The sequence below is a fragment of the Burkholderia sp. Ac-20345 genome (assembly GCF_017104825.1).
GTDB classification, from domain to species: domain Bacteria; phylum Pseudomonadota; class Gammaproteobacteria; order Burkholderiales; family Burkholderiaceae; genus Burkholderia; species Burkholderia lata_B.
The window spans coordinates 1-1,862 of the sequence record NZ_JAAGPO010000468.1 but is presented as its reverse complement, the minus strand read 5'-3'; the positions used below and the strand labels follow the sequence as shown (position 1 = coordinate 1,862).

Here is a 1,862-nt window from a genome sequence, read left to right as displayed (position 1 = left end):
CGGCGCGCTCGCCGTCAGAGACGATCAGCACGTCGCCATCGGCCGGCACATCGGGCATCGCGACGCAGAGCCGCCACGGCGCCGCGCCGCCCGGCCAGTCGCCGAGCCGCGCGCGAATCCGTTCGGCCGCTTCGGCCAGTTCGTCGGCCGGCGGCCAGAATGCATCTGCGAAACGCGCACTCATGCGCCGCCTCCGTCCTGGTGCCAGAACGGCATCCCGACGACCGGCGTGCTCGCGTGCGCGGTCTCGCGCGCGTCCATCGGCCCGGCGAGATACGCGGCACGGCCGGCCTCGACACCCTGTGCAAACGCGCGCGCCATGATTTCCGGATGCGTGGCCTGCGACACGGCGGTGTTCAGCAACACACCGTCGAAGCCCCACTCCATCACCTGGCACGCATGCGACGGCACACCGAGCCCCGCGTCGACGATCAGCGGCACGCCGGGCAGCCGCTCACGCAGCACGCGCAGGCCGTAAGGGTTCACGACGCCCTTGCCCGTGCCGATCGGCGCGCCCCACGGCATCAGCGCCTCGCAGCCGACGTCGAGCAGGCGCCGGCCGATCACCAGATCCTCGGTGCAGTACGGCAGCACCTTGAAACCGTCCTTGACCAGTTGCGCGGCCGCCTCGATCAGGCCGACCGGGTCGGGCTGCAGCGTGTAGTCGTCGCCGATCAGTTCGAGCTTGATCCAGTCGGTGCCGAATACCTCGCGCGCCATGTGCGCGGTCGTCACGGCTTCGGCAACGGTCTGGCAGCCGGCCGTGTTCGGCAGCAGCGGCACCGCGTGGCGCTTGAGCAGGTCGAAGAAGCCGGCTTCGGCCGTACCGCCCGTCATCTGGCGGCGCAGCGCGACCGTCACCATCCCGGGACGCGACGCGGCGATCGAATCGGACAGCGACTGCAGCGACGGATAGCGCGACGTGCCGATCAGCACGCGGCTTGCGAAGGTTTCGCCGTACAGCGTCAACGCGTCGGCGGAGGTGAGGGACGTCATGTCGTTTTCCTGGAAGAGCGGGGACGATCCGGCGGCACTCAGCCGCCCGCGACGGGGTGCACGACGTCGAGCTTGTCGCCCGCCGCGAGTGCGCGCGCCGCGTGCTGCGTGCGCGCGACGAAGTTGCCGTTCAGCGCGACCGCGTACGGCGGGCGGGCGCCGTACGCGGCGAGCGCGTCGGACACCGTTGCGCCGTCGGGCAACGTCAGGGTCTGTTGGTTGATCTGGATATCCATGAGGCTTCGTCGAATTCGGTCGGCGGCGCGCGTCAGGCCGGCTGGCGCGCGTCGTTGCGGTGATGAAGGAGCGTCGGCCAGCGCGCGGCGTCGCGCCACGCGGCGAACGCGTCGGCATCGCCGAACGCGCTGCCGAGCGCGGCTTCGGCGACCGCGACCGCCGCGTGCGCGACTTCCGGCGCGATCATGAAGCCGTGCCGGTAGAGGCCGTTGACGGCGAGCGTCGACGCGCCGTCCCAGATCACCGCCGGGCGATGATCGGGCAGCGTCGGCCGGCACTGCGCATTGAGTTCGAGGATGCGCGCCTCGCCGAACGCCGGATGCACGGAGAACGCCGCGCTCAGCAGTTCGAGCGCGGAACGCACGCTGACGGGCGACATGTCCTCGCCCTCCACCTCGGTCGCGCCGATCACATAGAGATCGTCCTGCTTCGGCGCGATGTACAGCGGATAGCGCGGATGCAGCAGCCGCACGGGCCGGGTGAGCCCGATGCCGGGCGCGCGCACGCGCGCGACTTCGCCACGGATGCCGCGCAACGCGGGCAGCGCGGGTTTCGCGCCGAGCCCGCGGCAATCGATCGTGAAATGCGCAGCGGGCAGGTTCGCATCGTCGATCGTGACGTGCCAGTGG

Annotated in this window: 3 protein-coding genes and 1 pseudogene; all 4 read right to left on the bottom strand. The window is 71.1% G+C overall.

Features of this window, described 5'->3' with window-relative positions:
• A pseudogene (locus G3O06_RS48020) lies at positions 1 to 184 on the bottom strand (thiamine phosphate synthase); the annotation flags it as partial.
• Positions 181 to 996, bottom strand: coding sequence for a thiazole synthase (locus tag G3O06_RS48015; RefSeq protein WP_205820393.1), 816 nt, complete (start codon positions 994 to 996; stop codon positions 181 to 183). The pseudogene G3O06_RS48020 and the gene G3O06_RS48015, both read right to left, overlap by 4 nt.
• A gap of 38 nt (positions 997 to 1,034) precedes the next feature.
• The gene (thiS, locus tag G3O06_RS48010; RefSeq protein ID WP_043191789.1) at positions 1,035 to 1,232 is read right to left on the bottom strand and encodes a sulfur carrier protein ThiS; all 198 of its coding nucleotides are present in this window, start codon (positions 1,230 to 1,232) and stop codon (positions 1,035 to 1,037) included.
• 32 nt (positions 1,233 to 1,264) lie between these two features.
• The coding region (locus G3O06_RS48005; protein WP_205820391.1) for an FAD-dependent oxidoreductase at positions 1,265 to 1,862 on the bottom strand (598 nt) is incomplete at its 5' end.

Coding starts and splice junctions, on each gene's coding strand:
- G3O06_RS48015 (WP_205820393.1), bottom strand. CDS start 996: ATGACGTCCCTCACCTCCGCCGACGCGTTGACGCTGTACGGCGAAACC.
- thiS (WP_043191789.1), bottom strand. CDS start 1,232: ATGGATATCCAGATCAACCAACAGACCCTGACGTTGCCCGACGGCGCA.